We start from the raw sequence: 19409 nt of genomic DNA on the forward strand, positions 1-19409 counted from the left end.
GGGCGAAACAGTGCGGTGAAACAAGGGCGGAACTGCCTCATTCCGTCATTCCGGAACGCGCACAGGCGCGAACCCGGAATCCAGAGGTTATCGGCTCGTCGTTCCGGGGGCATCGCTGTCACGATGCCCGGGAATGACGAGATCCTTCGAAAGCGCCATCATGTCCAAAAGCCTGATCGACCTGATCTCGATTCTCGACCTCGAACAGCTCGAGGTGAATCTGTTCCGCGGCAAGAGCCCGAAGACGGGCTGGCAGCGGGTGTTCGGCGGCCAGGTGATCGGGCAGGCGATGGTTGCGGCCTGCCGCACGGTCGAGGGCCGGCTGCCGCATTCGCTGCATTGCTATTTCATCCTGCCGGGCGATCCGCAGATCCCGATCATCTACCAGGTCGAGCGCCTGCGCGACGGCAAGAGCTATTCGACCCGCCGCGTCACCGCGATCCAGCACGGCAACGCGATCTTCTCGATCATGGTTTCGTTCCACACCGACGAGGAGAGCGCGTTCGATCATCAGGACAAGATGCCCGACGTGCCGCCCCCGGAAAAGCTCACGGCGGAGGAGGTGGCGAAGCAGCCGATGTTCAAGGAGATGCCGGAGTTCATCCGCCGCTACTACGAGTCCGATCGTCCGATCGAGCTGCGCCCGGTCGAGCTCAGCCGTTATTTCGGCCAGAAGATCGAGGATGGCCGCATTCACGTCTGGATCAGGACCGCGGCGAAGCTGCCGGACGATCCGGCGCTGCACATGTGCGCGCTCGCCTATGCCTCGGATTTTTCGCTGCTCGACGCGATCATGGCGCGCTACGGCCGCACGCTGTTCGACAAGCGCATGATGCCGGCGAGCCTCGACCACGCGATGTGGTTTCACCGCCCGTTCCGCGCCGACGAATGGCTGCTCTACGCGCAGGATTCGCCGAACGCACGCGGCGGCCGCGGCTTGACGCGCGGCTCGATCTTCAAGCCCGACGGCACGCTGGTGGCCTCCGTCGCGCAGGAAGGTTCTGTGCGCGAGCGCAAGTCCTAGAGCCCAGGCGCGAGTTCGTCGCGCCTGGGATTTGCGATCAAGCTCCGAGCGACCCGCGCGGGGCGAGCTCGGTCTGCGATGCAAACCAGTTCATGATCCAGCGATACACCCACGGGATCGGGATGATGAGGCTGGACAGGATCGCGGCGACGATGCCGCGCCAGAGAATGCCGAGACCGCTGCCCTTGAAGACGATCTCACGGCGCGTGCCTTCGATGCTGCGGCAGAACCAGCGCATCTGCGCCGCGGCGACCCAGGCCCAGCCGATGATCGTGATGATCGAGATCGCGAACAACAGATTCCAGCCGATATAGGCCCAAGCTGAGCCGGAGAAGCTGAGCCCGAGCGGCTGCCCGTTGGAGGCGAGGTTCGCGACCATCCATTTGATCAGCAGCCAGTAGAGCACGATCTGCGCGATGAACAGCAGATTGCTGAGCAGCGCACTGCCGATGACGCCGATCGCGATCGCCAGAACGATGAAGCCGAAGAACCAGGGCACCAGCGTCATCGCATTGCCGGTGAAGCTGAGATTGGGCCGGCCGGGCACCTTGACGCAGGACACGATCCATTTCGTGTACCAGACGAACACCCATGGCACCGGAATGATGAGGCACATGCCGATCAGCATCACGATGCTGCGCCAGGTGAACTCGAGGATGCCGAAATCGACCGCCAGCGCTCCTCCGCTGCCGCCGCCACCAGCGTAGCCGGCGCCAGCGTAACCACCGGAGCCCATCATCGGCGGACCGCCGGCCGGCATCATCGGGGGCGCACCGCCGCCGCCGATCAGGCCGGGGATTTCGGCGGCCTTCTGCCAGCCGGCCATGCCCTCGGACCACACCAGCGTATCCGGGCGCACAACTCCCTGCGCGACCAGGTCGCGGAATTGCCCTTCCGGATAGGGCCCCTGTTGCTTGCCCTCGGATGCGTAGAACCAACTCGCCATGAAGCGTCCCCCTCAAACATACTTTTGTACCGGCCGGGACGCTTCGGTTCACCGCATCCATGCCAAAAACGCATTGTGAAGGATGAACGGATGCCCTGTACAGAGGCGGCGGTTCACATGGCCAAACGTTTTTCCGCTTCAGTCTGCAAGTTTTTTATGCCATTTGCCCGGAAAGATGCCAGATTGACGCTGCGCCGGGGACATACGGCGTGGCGCATCCCCGGGGAATAGGCCTGACCATGAAACTCGTCGTCGCGATCATCAAACCCTTCAAGCTCGATGAAGTCCGCCAGGCGCTGACCGCGATCGGCGTCCACGGCATGACCGTGACCGAGGTGAAAGGCTACGGCCGCCAGAAGGGTCACACCGAGATCTATCGCGGCGCGGAATATGTCGTGAACTTCCTGCCGAAGCTGCGGATCGAGATCGCTGTCGCCTCCGACGTCGCCGACAAGGCGGTCGCCGTGATCACCGCGACGGCGCGCACCGGGCAGATCGGCGACGGCAAGATCTTCGTCACGCCGATCGACCACGCGCTGCGCATCCGCACCGGCGAAACCGACAGCGACGCGCTTTAAGGCTTTTTGTTTTGACGCGTTTTCTTCACGCGAACCGGTATCCACTTCGCTCGAAAACGCTTTGATCCTTCTTCGATCGCACCGGGCAACGACGCCACAGCGTGCGACGCCAATTGATGCCGGGGGGAATGACATGGCGGGATTGTTGCGCCGCGCAGCTGCTATGGCTGCGCCGCTTGGATTTGTGACGTTCGTTGCGGCGCCCGCATACGCCGCGGGCTCCGAGATCAACACCGCCGACACCGCCTGGATGATCGTCGCCACCGCGCTGGTGCTGATGATGACGATCCCCGGCTTGGCGCTGTTCTATTCCGGCATGGTGCGCAAGAAGAACGTGCTCGCCACCATGGCGCAGAGCCTCGCCGCGGTGACGATGATCTCGATCCTCTGGGTGGCGTTCGGCTATTCGCTCTGCTTCGTCGGCGACGGGCCGTGGATCGGAACGCTCGACCGCTGGTTCCTCGCGGGCATGACGATGGACAGCGTCAACCCGGCGGCGAAGACGATCCCGGAAGCGCTGTTCATGCTGTACCAGATGACCTTTGCCATCATCACGGTGGCGCTGGTCGCGGGCTCGGTCGCCGACCGGATGCGATTCTCCGCCTATCTGGTGTTCTCGGTCGCCTGGTTCATCTTCGTCTACATTCCGCTGGCGCATTGGGTGTGGGGCGGCGGCTTCCTCGCCAGCATGGGCGTGCTGGATTTCGCCGGCGGCCTCGTCGTGCATCTGTCGGCCGGCACCGCCGGCCTCGTCGCCGCCAAGGTGATGGGCCGCCGCCACGGCTACGGCACGGAAAATCTGTCGCCGTTCGATCTGTCGCTCGCGGTGATGGGCACCGGCCTGTTGTGGGTCGGCTGGTTCGGCTTCAACGGCGGCTCGGCAGGCGCGGCCAATTCGCGCGCGGTGCTGGCGATCATCGCGACGCATCTTGCGGCCTGCTCCGGCGCGCTGACCTGGGGCGCGATCGAATGGTCGACCCGTCGCAAGCCGTCGGTGCTCGGCATGATCTCCGGCGCGGTCGCCGGGCTCGGCACGATCACGCCGGCTTCGGGCTTCGTCGCGCCCTGGCATGGCATCGTCATCGGCATTGTCGCCGGCGCGGTCTGCTACTGGGCCTGCACCTGGCTCAAGCACCGCTTCAACTATGACGATTCCCTCGACGTGTTCGGCGTCCACGGCATCGGCGGCCTGACCGGCACGCTGCTGGCCGGTGTGTTTGCGACCAGCGCGATCGGCGGCACTGCCGGCCTGCTCGAGGGCCATCCGCAGCAATTGCTGATCCAGCTCTACGGGGTCGCCGTCACCTTCGTCTGGGCGGCCGGCGTGAGTTTTGTCCTGCTCAAGCTGGTCTCCCTGTTCGTGCCCTTGCGCGTATCCCGTGAGCACGAGCTCGAGGGGCTGGATATTTCGCAGCACGGAGAAGCGCTTCAGTAATCGGGGCTTGCGCAACACATAAGTAAATGCTTATGTGTCGGCATGATCGAAGCCGACATCTTCAAGGCACTGGCCGACCCGACGCGCCGAAAGGTCTTTGAGAAGCTTGCTGGCGGAAGCCTGAATGCCAGCGCTTTGCGCGACGGTCTGGAGATCAGCCAGCCGGCGATGTCGCAGCATCTTTCGGTGCTGCGCGCGGCAGGCCTCGTGCGCGAACAGCGGCAGGGCCGCTTCGTGAACTACGAAGTCGACCCGGACGGAATCGTCGCCATCGGCACATGGCTTGCGCGCTACCGTGCCTACTGGCCGAAGCGCATGGAAGCACTCGCCGATCTCCTCAAGGACATGGATCAATAAGGACTGGGATCAATGAGCGACGCCGCGAAGCCTGATCGTCCCGACGAAGCCCTGGTACTTGAATATGATTTCGATGCGCCGCCGGCAAAGGTCTGGCGCGCCGTGACCATTCCGGCCTTGCGCGAGCGCTGGTTGCCGGATTGCGACCTTGCAGGCGCCGAGCCTGAATCAACGATCGCAGGCGAAGAGGTGCACTACCGGCTTCGCGATTCAGAGCCGCCGTTTCGCGAGAGCCACGTCATCTTCCGGATCGAGCCGAACGAGGACGGCGGCACCCGCTTCCGCATCATTCAGCAAGCCTGCGAAGAGCGAACAAAGCTGCCGCAGCCGGCCAACAGCAATTGCTGCCTGATGCGCGCGGCGGCTTAAACACCAACAAGACTTCATCACCTGCAAACATGGAGGTCGCCAATGCGCGACATGCTTCAGCTCGTCCCTATGGTCGTCGAACAATCCGCCCGCGGCGAGCGATCCTTCGACATCTATTCGCGGCTTCTGCGCGAGCGCATCATCTTCCTCAACGGCGAGGTCAATGATGCGATGTCCGGACTGGTCTGCGCGCAATTGTTGTTCCTGGAGGCGGAGAATCCGAACAGGCCGATCAATCTCTACATCAACTCCTATGGCGGCGTGGTCACCTCTGGTCTCGCCATGTACGACACCATGCAGTTCATCAAGGCGCCGGTTCATACGCTGTGCATGGGCACGGCGCGCTCGATGGGCTCGTTCCTGCTGATGGCCGGCGAGCCAGGTCACCGCGCCGCGCTGCCTAATGCGAGCCTTCACGTGCATCAGCCGCTCGGCGGCTTCCAGGGCCAGGCGTCCGACATCCTGATCCATGCCAACGAAATGCAGGAGACGAAGCGGCGCATCACCCGGCTCTACGCGCAGCATTGCGGGCGCACCGAGGCGGAGGTGGAACGGACCCTGGACCGCGACCACTTCATGACCGCGCAGCAGGGGGTCGAATGGGGATTGATCGACCGGGTCTTTGCGGAGCGCGAGGCCGCCTGACGGTTCAGGCCGGTTGCGCGCATCCCGTGAGCAGGCCGAGGGCCGGTTCGATATTTCGCAGGGCGGCGGGGTCCTTTGTCAGTCCCCTTCTGTAATTAAATACCTTCGTGCTGCCCGACACGTGAGCAGCAATTGTGTCGGCAGCCTGTCGTGCCCGCTTTTTGATCAGGCGTGACCACGTTTTGAGCGCGACGTAATAGCGCACTGCAGCGCAGCACGCGTCAAACGCGAAAACACCCGTTTTCATAGTCCGTTAGGCAACGCGCCCGATCTGGCACGGCATTTGATTCTAAGGGTGCTGGCTGTGCCCGCGTAGTGAACTTCTCCCTCGTGGCGAACCAGTCGAGAAACGCCCGGCCACGTCCGGACCGGGCCAAGCGGGGATAGGACCCATGAAAATTGTTATGGCGATTATCAAGCCATTCAAGCTGGAAGAAGTCCGTGACGCCCTGACCGCCATCGGCGTTCACGGTCTCACGGTGACGGAAGTCAAGGGATATGGCCGCCAGAAAGGCCATACGGAAATCTATCGCGGTGCTGAATACGCCGTGAGCTTCCTGCCCAAGATCAAGATCGAGGTCGCTGTCGCCTCCGACCAGGTCGACAAGACCATCGACGCCATCACGTCCGCCGCGAAAACCGGGCAGATCGGCGACGGCAAGATCTTCGTCATCAACCTCGACCATGCGGTTCGCATCCGCACCGGCGAGGCCGATGCCGCGGCCCTTTGATTTCGCGCTCAACCTTTACCAATCAGGAGTGAATAAAATGACGTTTAAGCGTCCCTATGGCGCGGGATTGGCGGCTCTCGCAGTCGGCATGTTCGCTGCGACCGCGGCCTATGCCGAGCCAACGGTCAACAAGGGAGACAACGCCTGGATGCTGACATCGACAGTGCTCGTGCTGTTGATGACGATCCCCGGCCTCGCGCTGTTCTACGGCGGTCTCGTCCGTTCCAAGAACATGCTCTCCGTGCTGATGCAGGTGTTCTACACCGTCTGCGTCGTCACCGTGATCTGGGCCGTATACGGCTACAGCCTCACCTTCACCGGCGGTTCCGACTTCATCGGCGGCTTCTCCAAGGCCTTCATGATGGGCGTCACCACCGACTCGAAGGCCGCGACCTTCTCGGTCGACGCCAACATCTCGGAGCTCATCTATATGTGCTTCCAGATGACCTTCGCGGCGATCACGCCCGCCCTCATCGTCGGCGCCTTCGCCGAGCGCATGAAGTTCGCGGCAATCGCGCTCTTCATCCCGCTCTGGGTCACGCTGATCTACTTCCCGATCGCGCACATGGTCTGGTACTGGCCCGGCCCGGACATGATCCAAGACGCTGCCAAGGCACTCGCTGCTGCCACTGATGCGGCTGCGAAGACCGCGGCGCAGGCCAAGCTCGACGAGATCAACGCCGACGCCGGCTGGATCTTCAAGAAGGGCGCGATCGACTTCGCTGGCGGCACCGTGGTGCACATCAACGCCGGCATCGCAGGTCTCGTCGGCGCTCTGCTGATCGGCAAGCGCGTCGGCTACGGCAAGGAGCTGATGGCTCCGCACTCGCTGACCATGTCGATGATCGGCGCCTCGCTGCTCTGGGTCGGCTGGTTCGGCTTCAACGCCGGCTCCAACCTCGAAGCCAACGGCGGCGCTGCCCTCGCCATGACCAACTCCTTCGTCGCCACCGCAGCCGCCGCGCTGTCGTGGATGTTCGCGGAGTGGATCGTGAAGGGTCACCCGTCGGTGCTCGGCGTCATCTCCGGCGCTGTCGCGGGCCTCGTGGCCGTCACGCCTGCCGCCGGCTTCGCCGGCGTGATGGGTGCGATCGTCCTCGGCCTCGTGGTCGGCGTGGTCTGCCTGTTCTTCTGCACCGTCGTGAAGAACGCGCTCGGCTACGATGACAGCCTCGATGTGTTCGGCGTGCACTGCGTCGGCGGCATCGTCGGCGCCCTCGGCACCGGCATCCTCGTCAATCCGGCGCTGGGTGGTGCGGGCATCATCGACTACACCGCGATCCCGCCGAAGGTTGCCGATTACGACTTCGCGGCGCAGATGATCTCCCAGCTCTGGGGCGTCAGCACCACGCTGGTGTGGTCGGGCATCGGTTCGGCGATCCTCTACAAGGTCGTCGATGTGATCGTTGGCCTCCGCGCCAATGTCGAGACCGAGCGTGAAGGCCTCGACATCACCGAGCACACCGAGCGCGCCTACAACATGTAACTCTTCTCCCGGGCGCGGCCTCCGCGGGGGCCGTGCCCACAACTACGGTTTGGGGCACATACCCGGCAATGTCCCGACCGTTGAGGGGCTCCAGCGCAAGCTGGAGCCCCTTTCTTTTTGGCGCGCCGCATCGTCGCAGCGGCCACGCCTGCACCAAGCCCAAATTGCATTGTCCCGAAACTGGTGAATATCATGCTCCCGTCCGGAGCACGGTCTCATGAGCCTGTTGCGTTTCGTGGCTTTGTGTTTGCTGTCGCTTGCCCTGTCTGCCCTCGACGCCAAGGCCGACAAGCGCGTTGCGCTGGTGATTGGCAACGGCGCCTACCGGAACGTTCCCACGCTCGCCAATCCGACCAATGATGCGGCCGACATCGGCGCGGCGCTGAAGCGATCGGGATTCGAGCCCCTGGTCGCGACCGATCTCGATCAGGCCGCCATGCAGGACACCGTTCTTCGCTTTGCGCGCGAGGCCCGCGGCGCCGACGTCGCCCTGTTCTATTACAGCGGACACGCGCTGCAATTCGCAGGCGTCAACTATCTGGTGCCCGTCGATGCCGTCGTGCGCGACGAGGTTGATCTGCGGCGCCTGGTGCGCGCCGACGAGATCCTGGCGGATTTGCAGCAGGCCAAGAACCTGCGCATCCTCGTGCTCGACGCCTGCCGCGACAATCCCTTCGCGGACGAGCTCCGGCGAAACATCGGGCAGGGGCGCGGCGTAACCGTCAGCCGCGGGCTGGCCAAGATGGAGAGCCCGGAGGGCACCATCATCTCCTATGCGACCCAGGCCGGTCGCACGGCCGACGACGGCAACGGCCGCAACAGTCCCTATACCAGCTCGTTCCTGGAGCACATCAGCGACAAGGACAACATCAATACAGTGTTCCAGACCATCGGCGCCGGCGTCTACAAGCGCACCAAGGGATCACAGGTCCCGGAGCTGTCGTTGTCGTTCTTCGGCGAGTTTTACCTCAATGGCAAAGCCGAACCCGCGGCGCTGACACCATCTTCACCTCGGACTGACCCTTGCGCAGAGGCCGCCGACCATTGGCGCGGTGCGGACGCGCTCGGGACCATCACGGCCTTCAAGGATCATCTGCTTCGCTTCCCGTCCTGCGCCTTTGCAGACCTGGCGAAATACCGCATCGAGCTGCTGTCGAAATCCATCGACAGCGCAAAGCGCCCGACGACTTTCGACGGAACCTGGATCGCCAACGAAAGCTGCGAGAGCAAACCGCCTTTTCCGGAAGCCCATCGCCAATATGTCTTTCGCATCAAGGAAGGAGTGCTGCACACGGTGCTCGGGGACGAGGGCAAGCCCGGCTCTGTGAGTTATGACGGCAAGATCGAAGCGGACGGCAACAGCACTATCTCCGTCAACGGTATCATTGGCGACAAGGATCCGCTGAATCGCGCCGCGGGCTCGTCCTATCGATACAAGATCGTGCTCGAACTGAAGGCTTCCAAAGGGGCTGGGGTCCGCACGGAAACCTATTGGCCGTGTCGCTACGACTTTTCAAAGGTATCAGCGCCAAGCGGAGAATCCGAGCGGAGGCAGCCCGACCCGAAGCGCGCCGCAAAGCGCAATGACAATGCGGCTGCTGCGCCTTCCGATCGGCGCGACGGCGGACAGGCCGCGCCGGGCGGCAACGGGATGAGCTGCTCCACGATGCGCAGAAATTGCGTGGTGGCTTGCGTCAGTTTTGGCGGCCAGCCCAATTGTGGCTCAACCTTCTGCGTGCGGCAGGAAGCGGAATGCATGAGCAGCGGATGCTGGAGAAGTCGAGCTTTCAACGGCTGCGGCATCGCCAAGCGATAGGCGTAAGGCATTCTCCGCAGCCTTCCCATCGAGAACGCCATGTTCTTTTTGACCGTTGCGCAAAAGAAATAGATTGCCATTTCAGATTGCCGGCGCAGAAACATCGACCACAACGAAAAACAAATCGGGAGGTCGTCATGCGTTTGGAAGGCGGATGTTATTGCGGCGAAGTGCGCTACGTGGCCGAAGGCGATCCAATGATGCAGGCCCAGTGTCATTGCCGCGAGTGCCAGTATATCTCGGGCGGCGCGCCCAACACCTTCATCGCGATGCCGGCGGCCGGCTTCAGCTACATCACCGGGCAGCCCAAGCAATTCACGCGCAAGGACCTCGAACGCGCCGTCACGCGCGAATTCTGCGCCGAATGCGGCACCCATCTGGTGACCAAGGTTCCGGGCCTGCCGGCGGCGATCCTGAAGGTCGGCACCTTAGACGAGCCCGCGCAGTTCCATCCGCAGATGGCGATCTACACCTGCGACATGCAGGAGTTCCACGCGATCCCGGTGGGCATGAAGACATTCGAGAAGCTGCCGGGGCACTAGGCGCGCCCATATCCGGAAACTCGTCATGCCCGGGCTTGCCCCGCCTGCGCGGCCGAAGCCCGCTTCGGCGAGGCGAAGGCCCGGGCATGAACGTTCTTGGGTACGGTAGAATGGGCCGGGGATGGCCGGGACAGGCCCGGCCATGACGGGACCCGGGCCCGCCATGCGTCCGCTGTATCCGGCCTCATTATTCCCGCTCCGGACGGGCCGGACCTCAAATCCAGGTCACGGAAATGACTCTTGATGGCGCGGAAAGCCGATGGTTAATCGCGTCTTAACCTCGCCCTATCTATGGTGAAGTGAACCGCTTCCCGCCGGCGCCTTGGTGCGACCGGCTGTTCCAAGAGTGCTGGCGTCCAGAATGGCTATAACCGCTTCATCCCGTGCGCCGCAGGACAGTGGAAGCTCCGATAGCGAACGCTCGCCCTTCGTCCGGCTGAACGAGCTGCTGGCACCCCATCAACCGGGTAAGCCCTTGATTACGCTTGCAGTCGGCGAGCCCCAGCATCCCGTGCCTGACTTCGTCGGCCCGGTGCTGGCCAAGCACATCGCCGATTTCGGCCGTTACCCCGCGAACAAGGGCACCGACCCGTTTCGCACGGCAGCGGGCGCCTGGCTGTCGTCGCGCTTCAAGCTGCCGCGGCCGCTCGACCCCGAGAACGAGATTCTCGTCCTCAATGGCAGCCGAGAGGGGCTGTTCCTCGCCGCGATCGCGGCCGCGCGCTATGTCGGCCCGCGCCCCGGCAAGCCCGCCATCCTGATGCCGAACCCGTTCTATCCGGTCTATGGCGCCGGCGCCCGCGCCGCGGCCTGCGAGCCGGTCTACCTGCCGACCACCGTGGAAAACGGCTTTCTGCCCGATCTCGATGCCATCGACGAAGCGACGCTGGCGCGCACGGTGGCGTTCTATCTGGCCTCGCCCGCCAATCCGCAGGGCTCGGTCGCCAAGCCCGACTATTTCAGGCGGTTGAAGCAGCTCGCCGACCGCTACGGCTTCGTGATCCTCAGCGACGAGTGCTATTCCGAGATCTACACCCGCGAGGCCCCGGGCAGCGCGCTCGAATGCGCCGGCCCTGATTTCACCCGCGTGGTTGCGTTCCAGTCGCTGTCGAAGCGCTCCAACCTGCCGGGCCTGCGCGTCGGTTTCGCCGCCGGCGACAAGCGATTCATCGGCATGTTCCTCGAGCTGCGCAACATCGCAGCGCCGCAGGTGCCGGTGCCGCTCCAGCATGTCGCGACCGTTGCCTATGGCGACGAGGCGCATGTCGAGGAGAACCGCAGGCTCTACCGGATCAAGTTCGATCTCGCCGACCAGATCATCGGCGATCGTTACGGCTATCGCCGGCCTGACGCCGGCTTCTGCGTCTGGCTCAACACGTCCGCGCTCGGCGACGACGTGTCGATCACGCTCAGGCTCTTCAAGGAAGCAGGCGTACGCGTGGTGCCCGGCAGCTATCTGGCGCGGCTCCAGCCCGACGGCTTCAATCCGGGCGCAGGTTTCATTCGCCTTGCGCTGGTGCAGGATGGCGAGACCACGGCGCAGGCGCTGCACCGCCTGGTCGAGACTCTGGGTTAGGCGGGGCCCATGAGCATGTCGGCAATCGAACGTGTCATTCCACTGGTCGGCCATCTGCCACCGTCGATCCGCGAGGGGCTGGCGCGGCGTATGCGCGAGCTCACCGGTTTCGGCCTGATTGCATTGTCCGGCGTCGCCTCGGCCGCGCTGATGACCTGGTCGGTGCAGGATCCAAGCCTCAGCCACGCGACCTCACGGCCGATCCGCAACATTCTCGGCTATGCCGGCGCGATCGGCGCCGACCTTGCGATGCAGATCCTCGGGCTCGGCGCGATCATGCTGGTCCTGACGGTCGCGGTCTGGGGTTGGCGCATGATGACCCATCGCCCGTTCGACCGCGAGGCGCTGCGGCTCGGTTCCTGGATTCTCTGCACCGTGATCGCTGCGGGCTTTGCCAGCTGCTGGCCGCATGGCGGCGCCTGGCCGCTGCCGACCGGCCTCGGCGGCGTGGTCGGCGATGCGCTGGTGCGCGCGCCCGCGGTGATTTTCGGACCGGCGGGCACGATCTATCGCATGGTGCTGGGCACGATCCTGTTCGCCGCGATCGGCGCCACCTTCCTGATCGCTTGCGGCCTCGGCGCGCGCGCGCATGACGACGAGTTCGCCGAGATCGAGGACGACGACAAGCCGCTCGACGAAGACGAGGAGAGCGATCGCGGCTCGGTGTCGCTGGGGTGGCTGTTCCACGCATTGATGAGCACGAAGGCGCGGCTGATCTGGCTGCTCGGCACCGCTTACCGCTCGCTGGTCTCGAGCGGACCGAAGACCAAAGCCGTTGCGTTCAGCCGCCAGGAGCCGAATCTCGGCGCCGGCCGCGCCGCGCCGTCGATCTCGCCGCAGTCCGAAGACGAAATTGACGAGGACGAGCACGAAGAAGAGGAAGACGAGGAGGAGGAAGAGGAGGAGCCGGCCGCGCGCGCCCCGCGCAAGAAGGCTGCACCAAAGGCCGCTTCCAAGAAATCCTCCGACAAGTTCGAGCTTCCGTCCGTGTCCGTGCTGGCCGCGCCCAAGGCGGGCGATCGCCAGCCGCTCAGCAAGGCTGAGCTGGAAGCCAATTCGCGTTCGCTCGAAGGCGTGCTGCAGGATTTCGGCGTGCGCGGCGAGATCGTGAAAGCCAATCCGGGTCCCGTGGTCACACTGTACGAGCTGGAGCCGGCGCCCGGCATCAAGTCATCGCGCGTGATCGGTCTCGCCGACGATATCGCCCGTTCGATGAGCGCGCTGTCGGCACGCGTCGCCGTCGTACCCGGCCGTAACGCCATCGGCATCGAGCTACCGAATGCGCATCGCGAAAAGGTCTATCTGCGCGAGCTGCTGGTCGCCAAGGAGACTGTCGATTCGGTTGCGAAGCTGCCGCTCTGCCTCGGCAAGACCATCGGCGGCGACCCCGTGATCATCGACCTCGCGCGCACGCCGCACATGCTGATCGCCGGCACCACCGGGTCCGGCAAGTCGGTCGCCATCAACACCATGATCCTCAGCCTGGTCTACCGGCTGCGCCCGGACCAGTGCCGCCTGATCATGGTCGATCCGAAGATGCTCGAACTCTCCGTCTATGACGGCATTCCCCATCTGCTCACGCCTGTTGTGACCGACCCGAAGAAGGCGGTGGTCGCGCTGAAATGGGCCGTGCGCGAGATGGAAGAGCGCTACAAGAACATGGCCAAGCTCGGTGTGCGCAACATCGACGGCTACAATACGCGCCTGCTCGAATTGAAAGCCAAGGGCGAGGAACCGACGCGCACTGTGCACACCGGCTTCGACAAGGAAACCGGCAAGGCGATCTACGAGGAAGAGAAGCTCTCGCTCGACCCGCTGCCCTACATCGTCATCATCGTCGACGAAATGGCCGACCTGATGATGGTCGCCGGCAAGGACATCGAAGGCGCGGTGCAGCGTCTCGCGCAGATGGCGCGCGCCGCCGGCCTGCATGTGATCCTCGCGACGCAACGCCCGTCGGTCGACGTCATCACCGGCACCATCAAGGCGAACTTCCCGACCCGCATCGCCTTCCAGGTGACGTCCAAGATCGACAGCCGCACCATCCTGGGCGAGATGGGCGCCGAGCAGCTGCTCGGGCAGGGTGACATGCTCTACATGGCGGGCGGCGGCCGCATCAGCCGCGTGCACGGACCTTTCGCATCGGACGAGGAAGTCGAGAAGGTGGTGCGGCACCTCAAGACGCAGGGCCAGCCCGAATACCTCGAGGCCGTCACGGCCGAAGAGCCGACCGAGGACGAGGACGGTGGCGCCGTGTTCGACGCCAGCGGCATGGGCGCGGATGGCGGCGGCGATCTCTTCCAACAGGCCGTGGCCATCGTCAAACGCGACCGCAAGGCCTCGACCAGCTACATCCAGCGCCGGCTCCAGATCGGCTATAACCGTGCCGCGTCCTTGATGGAGCGCATGGAACTGGAAGGCATCGTCGGACCCGCCAACCACGCCGGAAAGCGCGAGATTCTGGTCGAGGAAGAAGACAGCCACATGTGAGGCGAGCCGCCTCTGAACATAATTTCACGCAAAATCGATATCTGCAGTAGCGAAATCACGCTAAAAGGGCGCCCAGCCACACAGGACGACGCGTTGATCAGACATCCGGACATTCGATTCGCTGCCACCATCGCTGCGCGAAGCGCGCGTATGGCCGGTGTGCTTCTCGTCACCGCCGCGATGGTGACCGCGGCGTCGTTCGCGCAGACCGTGCCTGTGCCGAAGCCCGCGCCGAAGGGCCGCGATGGCGGAGGCCCCGCTGTCACCGGCGCGACCCAGACGCCGCCGAACCCGGTCATCCCGGATCCGCGCCGCAACGTGCCGACCAGCATCTTCCAGACCTTCGACGCCAACCAGAAGGCGCAGGCGGCCAAGGTCAGCGCCTATCTGTCCTCGCTGTCGACGCTGGTTGGAAATTTCGTCCAGGTCGGCCCCGACGGCAGCAAGACGCAGGGCGACTTCTACATCCAGAAGCCCGGCAAGGTGCGCTTCGAATATGACGCGCCGAGCCCGATCGACATCGTCGCCGACGGATCCTCGCTGGTGGTGCGCGACCGCAAGCTCGCGACCCAGGACGTCTATCCGCTGTCGCAGACGCCGCTGCGCTTCCTGCTGTCCGATCGCATCGACCTGATGAAGGACACCAACGTCGTCAACGTCTCGGCCGACGACGTCTTCGTCAGCGTCACCATCGAGGAGAAGCAGGCGCTGGTCGGCACCAGCCGCCTCCTGCTGATGTTCGGCGCCAAGGACGGCCAGTTGAAGCAGTGGACCGTCACCGACCCGCAGGGCTACGACACCACGATCGCGGTCTACAATCTCGATGCGGGCAAGAAGCTCGATCCTGCCATGTTCAAGATCGATTTCACCAATTACGGCCCATCGCCGGGTTGAAAGCTCTACTGCCGTAGGGTGGGCAAAGGCGCATTAGCGCCGTGCCCACCATCTCTCCTTGCGGCAGGCATGGTGGGCACGCTTCGCTTTGCCCACCCTACGAGGGCTTGCTACGAACCTTGCACCCATCCCCGAAAAGACGTGGGCACGGCGCTTTGCGCCTTTGCCCGCCCTACGAGAGCTTGCTAAGACGCATCCCTCATGCGTCTTTCCCTGACAACCTGGAACATCAACTCGGTGCGGCTGCGCATCGACCTGGTCGCGAAGTTTCTCAAGAGCGCGCGGCCGGACGTGCTGTGCCTCCAGGAGACCAAGTGCATCGACGATGCCTTTCCGCTGAAGCGCTTCAAGCGGCTCGGCTATGAGCATGTCGCGCTGAACGGGCAGAAGGGCTATCACGGCGTCGCCATCGTCTCGAAGATTCCGTTCGAATCGAAAGACATCCGCACCTTCTGCGACAAGGTGGATTCGCGCCACATCTCGGTCTCGTTCGGCGAGAAGGCCAGCATCGCAAAGCCGCTGGTGCTGCATAACTTCTACGTGCCCGCCGGCGGCGACATTCCCGATCCCGCGCTGAACGAGAAATTCGACCACAAGCTTCGCTTCCTCGACGAAATGAAGGCCTGCGAGCCGCTGCATCCGCGCGGGGAGGATCGCCACATCCTGGTCGGCGATCTCAACGTCGCGCCGCACGAGAACGATGTCTGGTCGCACAAGCAGCTTCTGAAAGTGGTTTCGCATACACCTGTGGAGACCGAGAAGCTGCAAGCCGCGCTGGCAGCCGGTGAGTGGGTCGACGTCGCGCGCGAGCGTTTTCCGATGTCGGAGAAGGTCTATACGTGGTGGAGCTATCGCTCCGCCGACTGGACCGTCGGTGATCGCGGCCGCAGGCTCGACCACATCTGGGTCTCGCGCGCATTGAAGGACGCGGTCAGCGATTTCAAGATCCTGCGCGACGCGCGGAGCTGGGAGCGCCCGTCGGACCACGTGCCGGTGACGGTGACGCTGGAGGTTTGACGGCGCCGTCCGGGCTACGACGACGTCAGCTTCGCGCCCGCCATCAGGATATCGCTCGCGATCTGGCTGGAGCGGACCGCGAATTCGTCACGCAGGCGCACCGCAGCCGCGGGGTCACTCTCGAGCACGCGTTGAAACAAGCTGCGCGCGACGCGGATGACGGAGGCGTGCACCAGCGCGACCGCGCTCGACGGCCGCTTCATCGGCACCACCAGCGCGAGCTCGCCGATCAGCGCGCCGGGACCTGCGATCATCTCCGCGCCGGCGCCGTCGTCGACCCGAAAGGCGCCGCGTTGAACCACGTATCCGGCATCGGCTTCGTCGCCGAGATTGAACAGGACGTCGCCGCGAACGAAATTACGCTGCTCGGAGCCGATCGCCAGCATGCGCAACGACGCGTCTCCCAACAAGCGCAGTGTCGGGACACGCTCGAGAAGCGCTACGTCGTCGTCGATTGACATTCAGGTCCGGGGCTCAAAGGGCATGCGATCTAAAACGATTCGCACGCCCCTAAAGCGTATCACGGCACCAGCTTGTAGCCACCGGCTTCCGTGACCAGGATCTCCGGATTGGCGGCGTCCTTCTCGATCTTCTGGCGGAGGCGGTAGATGTGGGTTTCCAGCGTGTGGGTGGTGACGCCGGAATTATAGCCCCAGACCTCCTGGAGCAGGGTCTCGCGCGAGACCGGCATCTGGCCGGCCCGGTAGAGGAAGCGGAGGATGGCGGTTTCCTTCTCGGTGAGCCGGACCTTGCGGGCATTGGCCGCGGTCAGCATCTTCGAGCCCGGGCGGAAGGAGTAGGGGCCGACCGAGAACACCGCGTCCTCGCTCGCCTCGTGCTGGCGGAGCTGGGCGCGGATGCGGGCCAGCAGCACGGCGAAACGGAAGGGTTTTGCGACGTAGTCGTTGGCGCCGGATTCCAGCCCCAAAATCGTGTCGGAATCGGTGTCATGCCCGGTGAGCATGATGATCGGGGCCTTGAAGCCGCCCTTGCGCAAGGAACGAACCACCTCGCGGCCATCGGTGTCGGGCAGGCCGACATCCATCAGGACGAGATCGGGGGCATTGGCCTTCGCGGCGCTCGCGCCCTTGGCCCCGGTATCGACGGCGGAGGCCTCAAATTCTTCGTGCAGCGATAATTGCTCCACCAACGTATCGCGCAGATCGGTATCGTCATCCACGATGAGGATCTTGCGGGCATTGGCCATAGGGGGTCATCCTTTTGGAGTCCGGCTCGGCGCGCATGCATGCTGCACCCAGCCGCGAGGGAAAGTTAGGGGGGTCGCCGTTATTATTGTTGTTCGTGTTGAAGTAGTGGGCTGTTACCGATTCACAAGCCAGAAGCACTCTAACTCAAAATCTCAGGCCGTTTTGATGAATGTCCTGTAATGAATTCGACAACGCACGTTCACATGAAAAACAAAGCGGATTCAGCTAGTTACCCAAAGAATCGAAGCTCCGGACCGCTTCGAGCGATCCGCGTTAGACCTGCTGCCGGGAATCCGCGCCGGGGCTGGCTGACGGCCGGCGCGCTGACGATCCCGGTGGCGCTGGGGCGGGGCGGAATCCTGGCAAACAAGCGCGAGGGCGATGGCGGCACCCCGCGGGGCAGCTTCCGTCCCAGGCAATTGTGGTGGCGGGGCGACCGTCACAGCCGTCCGCGGACCTTTCTTCCGGCCCGGACCATCGGCGACACGGACGCCTGGTGCGAGGACGCCGGAGATCGCCACTACAATCAGGCGATCCGGCTCGGACCGGAGCAGGGCGGTGACCGTCTCAAGCGGACCGACCATCTCTATGACTTCATCATCGAAATCGACCACAACACCAGACCGCGCATCGCCGGCCGCGGCAGTGCGGTGTTTTTGCATCTGGCGCGCGACAATTTCGGGCCGACCGCAGGCTGCGTCTCGATGACCAAAGCGGCGATGCTGCAATTGCTGCGGCGACTGGGACCAAGAACAAGAATCATCATCGGGTGAGGGCACATGCTCGACAAGGATCAGATCGCCGCCGCATCGCAGGTCCTGGTCAAACATTGGCGCGACGGCACCAAGTTTGACGCGCTGGAGCCGCGGTTGCGGCCGCAGAGCCGCGCTGATGGCTATGCCATCCAGGCCGTCCTCGAAAACCAATCGCTTGGAAAGCTGTTCGGTTGGAAGATCGCGGCGACAAGCGAGGCCGGACAGAAGCACATCAATGTCGCGGGCCCGCTGGCCGGCCGCATCATGAGCGACACCGTGATCGCCGACGGCGGCACCGCGTCGATGAAGGGCAACGAGATGCGCGTCGGCGAGCCGGAGTTCGCCTTCGTCATGGGCCGCGATCTGCCGCCGCGCGCGACGCCGTACAGTGTCGACGACGTGCTCGCCGCCGTCGACACCTTGCATCCCGCGATCGAGATTCCCGATTCGCGCTTTGGCGATTTCGCCAGCGCCGGCGAGGCGCAGCTCATCGCCGACAATGCCTGCGCACATCTGTTTGTGCTGGGCGCAGCGACGACTGCGAACTGGCGCGCCATGGATCTCGTCGAGGAGCGGCCGCAGATCACGCTGCGCGGCCAGCGCTATCTCGGCCACGGCAAGAACGTGCTCGGCGATCCCCGCGTTGCCCTGGCCTGGCTTGCCAACGAGCTGCGCGGGCTCGGCATCACCTTGCGGGCAGGGGAGGCGGTGACGACAGGCACGTGCCATCCGCCGCTGCCGATCCAGGCCGGCGATCATTTCGCGGTGGATTTTGGTGTGCTGGGGCAGGTGTCGGTGGGGTTTGCGTAACCACCGCCGTCGTTGCGAGCGCTGCCGGCGTCACCGGTGCCCGAAGATCGCGCTCCCGACGCGCACATGGGTGGCGCCGAGCATGATTGCGGTGGCGAAGTCCGCGCTCATGCCCATCGAGAGATTCTTCAATCCATTGCGCGCTGCGATCTTGGCGGTCAGCGCGAAATGCGCCGCCGGCGGCTCGTCGACCGGCGGGATGCACATCAGGCCGGAGATCGTCAGCCCATAGCTGTCGCGGCAGCTCGCGATGAAGGCATCGGCCTCGCCGGGAGCGATGCCGGCCTTCTGCGGCTCCTCGCCGATGTTGATCTGGACGAACAGCTCCGGGTGCCTGTTCTGGGATTCGATTTCCTTGGCTAACGCCTGGCAAATGCTCGGGCGGTCGACCGAATGGATGGCATCGAACAGCGCCACCGCCTCCTTCGCCTTGTTGGACTGCAGCGGCCCGATCAGATGCAGCGCGATGCCGGAATAGGCGGACGTTAACGCCGGCCACTTGCCTTTGGCCTCCTGCACCCGATTTTCGCCGAATACGCGCTGTCCGGCGTCGATGACCGGGATAATTGCATCCGCGGCGAACGTCTTGGACACCGCGATCAGCGTTACGGAGGCGCGATCGCGCCGCGCTTCCTTGCAGGCGCGGACAATTTCGGCTTCGACCGCGGCGAGCGCGTTTGGTGAATGGCCGGTTACCGGCGCGGCGTTGGTTTCGGTCATGACGTCGGTT

Annotated in this window: 20 protein-coding genes; 16 read left to right on the plus strand and 4 right to left on the minus strand. The window is 64.1% G+C overall.

From position 1 onward, the window contains the following. Positions 1 to 160 precede the first annotated feature (160 nt). The gene (tesB, locus tag AB7535_RS35995) at positions 161 to 1024 is read left to right on the plus strand and encodes an acyl-CoA thioesterase II (RefSeq protein ID WP_085403106.1); all 864 of its coding nucleotides are present in this window, start codon (positions 161 to 163) and stop codon (positions 1022 to 1024) included. A 37-nt stretch (positions 1025 to 1061) separates the two neighbouring features. Here the strand turns inward: tesB and AB7535_RS36000 are convergent, their stop codons facing one another. Then, on the minus strand, positions 1062 to 1970 hold the full coding sequence (locus AB7535_RS36000; RefSeq protein WP_354113545.1) for a DUF4339 domain-containing protein: 909 nt from the start codon (positions 1968 to 1970) through the stop codon (positions 1062 to 1064). A gap of 239 nt (positions 1971 to 2209) precedes the next feature. On the opposite strand from AB7535_RS36000, the gene AB7535_RS36005 reads away from it, so the two are divergent. From AB7535_RS36005 to xth, 13 genes are all read left to right on the plus strand, one after another. Then, positions 2210 to 2548 (plus strand): P-II family nitrogen regulator, encoded by a 339-nt coding sequence (locus tag AB7535_RS36005; protein WP_008142802.1) that lies wholly within the window; start codon positions 2210 to 2212, stop codon positions 2546 to 2548. Positions 2549 to 2681: 133 nt separating this feature from the next. Then, on the plus strand, positions 2682 to 3983 hold the full coding sequence (locus AB7535_RS36010; protein ID WP_354113546.1) for an ammonium transporter: 1302 nt from the start codon (positions 2682 to 2684) through the stop codon (positions 3981 to 3983). 42 nt (positions 3984 to 4025) lie between these two features. Further along, complete coding sequence (locus AB7535_RS36015; RefSeq protein WP_014490770.1) at positions 4026 to 4340, plus strand: ArsR/SmtB family transcription factor; 315 nt, start codon at positions 4026 to 4028, stop codon at positions 4338 to 4340. Between the two features lie 12 nt (positions 4341 to 4352). After that, positions 4353 to 4709, plus strand: coding sequence for an SRPBCC family protein (locus tag AB7535_RS36020; RefSeq protein ID WP_354113547.1), 357 nt, complete (start codon positions 4353 to 4355; stop codon positions 4707 to 4709). Positions 4710 to 4751: 42 nt separating this feature from the next. Then, positions 4752 to 5354 (plus strand): ATP-dependent Clp protease proteolytic subunit, encoded by a 603-nt coding sequence (locus tag AB7535_RS36025; RefSeq protein ID WP_038932646.1) that lies wholly within the window; start codon positions 4752 to 4754, stop codon positions 5352 to 5354. Positions 5355 to 5746: 392 nt separating this feature from the next. Continuing rightward, positions 5747 to 6085, plus strand: coding sequence for a P-II family nitrogen regulator (locus tag AB7535_RS36030; protein WP_008142813.1), 339 nt, complete (start codon positions 5747 to 5749; stop codon positions 6083 to 6085). 37 nt (positions 6086 to 6122) lie between these two features. Beyond that, positions 6123 to 7571, plus strand: a complete 1449-nt coding sequence (locus AB7535_RS36035) for an ammonium transporter (RefSeq protein ID WP_208083835.1) — start codon at positions 6123 to 6125, stop codon at positions 7569 to 7571. 217 nt (positions 7572 to 7788) lie between these two features. Next, positions 7789 to 9387, plus strand: coding sequence for a caspase family protein (locus AB7535_RS36040; protein ID WP_439037520.1), 1599 nt, complete (start codon positions 7789 to 7791; stop codon positions 9385 to 9387). 137 nt (positions 9388 to 9524) lie between these two features. Continuing rightward, the gene (locus tag AB7535_RS36045) at positions 9525 to 9929 is read left to right on the plus strand and encodes a GFA family protein (protein ID WP_063980293.1); all 405 of its coding nucleotides are present in this window, start codon (positions 9525 to 9527) and stop codon (positions 9927 to 9929) included. Between the two features lie 361 nt (positions 9930 to 10290). Beyond that, entirely contained in the window at positions 10291 to 11505 is a 1215-nt protein-coding gene (locus AB7535_RS36050; RefSeq protein WP_063980292.1) for an aminotransferase class I/II-fold pyridoxal phosphate-dependent enzyme, read from the plus strand. Positions 11506 to 11514: 9 nt separating this feature from the next. Next, on the plus strand, positions 11515 to 13995 hold the full coding sequence (locus AB7535_RS36055; protein ID WP_354113549.1) for a DNA translocase FtsK: 2481 nt from the start codon (positions 11515 to 11517) through the stop codon (positions 13993 to 13995). Positions 13996 to 14145: 150 nt separating this feature from the next. Next, positions 14146 to 14889, plus strand: coding sequence for an outer membrane lipoprotein carrier protein LolA (locus AB7535_RS36060; RefSeq protein ID WP_028150187.1), 744 nt, complete (start codon positions 14146 to 14148; stop codon positions 14887 to 14889). Between the two features lie 201 nt (positions 14890 to 15090). After that, positions 15091 to 15906 carry an exodeoxyribonuclease III gene (gene xth / locus AB7535_RS36065; RefSeq protein ID WP_014490778.1) on the plus strand — a complete coding sequence of 272 codons (816 nt, stop codon included), beginning with the start codon at positions 15091 to 15093 and terminating at the stop codon, positions 15904 to 15906. Between the two features lie 14 nt (positions 15907 to 15920). Here xth and AB7535_RS36070 read toward each other — a convergent pair whose 3' ends face one another. Both AB7535_RS36070 and AB7535_RS36075 read right to left on the minus strand, forming a co-directional pair. Continuing rightward, positions 15921 to 16367: a cyclic nucleotide-binding domain-containing protein gene (locus AB7535_RS36070; RefSeq protein WP_439037521.1), complete on the minus strand. Its 447-nt coding sequence runs from the start codon at positions 16365 to 16367 to the stop codon at positions 15921 to 15923. A gap of 59 nt (positions 16368 to 16426) precedes the next feature. After that, entirely contained in the window at positions 16427 to 17113 is a 687-nt protein-coding gene (locus AB7535_RS36075) for a response regulator transcription factor (protein WP_007598630.1), read from the minus strand. Between the two features lie 204 nt (positions 17114 to 17317). Here AB7535_RS36075 and AB7535_RS36080 point away from each other — a divergent pair, with 204 nt between their 5' ends. Together AB7535_RS36080 and AB7535_RS36085 are read left to right on the plus strand one after the other, a co-directional pair. Further along, complete coding sequence (locus tag AB7535_RS36080) at positions 17318 to 17887, plus strand: L,D-transpeptidase family protein (protein WP_354113550.1); 570 nt, start codon at positions 17318 to 17320, stop codon at positions 17885 to 17887. Between the two features lie 6 nt (positions 17888 to 17893). Beyond that, on the plus strand, positions 17894 to 18679 hold the full coding sequence (locus AB7535_RS36085; protein WP_354113551.1) for a 2-keto-4-pentenoate hydratase: 786 nt from the start codon (positions 17894 to 17896) through the stop codon (positions 18677 to 18679). Positions 18680 to 18709: 30 nt separating this feature from the next. Here AB7535_RS36085 and AB7535_RS36090 read toward each other — a convergent pair whose 3' ends face one another. After that, complete coding sequence (locus AB7535_RS36090; RefSeq protein WP_028150183.1) at positions 18710 to 19399, minus strand: YggS family pyridoxal phosphate-dependent enzyme; 690 nt, start codon at positions 19397 to 19399, stop codon at positions 18710 to 18712. Between the last annotated feature and the right edge of the window lie 10 nt (positions 19400 to 19409).

The organism is Bradyrhizobium sp. 956_D2_N1_4, assembly GCF_052076025.1.
Taxonomy (GTDB): Bacteria; Pseudomonadota; Alphaproteobacteria; order Rhizobiales; family Xanthobacteraceae; genus Bradyrhizobium; species Bradyrhizobium barranii.